At 49.2% G+C, this 240-nt stretch carries 1 pseudogene; it reads right to left on the bottom strand.

Annotated elements, in window-relative coordinates:
• Positions 1-233: pseudogene (locus FJT57_RS17070) on the bottom strand (hypothetical protein); the annotation flags it as partial.
• Positions 234-240 lie beyond the last annotated feature (7 nt).

Below are 240 nucleotides of genomic sequence, written 5' to 3'. Positions count from 1 at the left end.
TCACGAATACGGTCGCTCAGCCATTCCTGATCAAAGTCAATATCTTGGGCTGATTCAATCTCTGAATCGCCCTCGTAGAGCACATATACCGGTGTTTCGAAGGGGTACCCGATGAGTTTTGTCGACTCGTCGGATTGCTCTCGCTGAGATTGGATTTCTGTAACCGATGCCGAGCTATATTTGAGTGAGAAATTCTCGGCCTGTGGGTGGTGATAGAAGACGAGCCGAGCCATCTCACTA

It is taken from the genome of Halobellus captivus, from assembly GCF_007655485.1.
GTDB lineage: Archaea > Halobacteriota > Halobacteria > Halobacteriales > Haloferacaceae > Haloquadratum > Haloquadratum captivum.
Note: the sequence above shows the minus strand (reverse complement) of the source record. Positions and strands in the feature narration are given on the sequence as shown.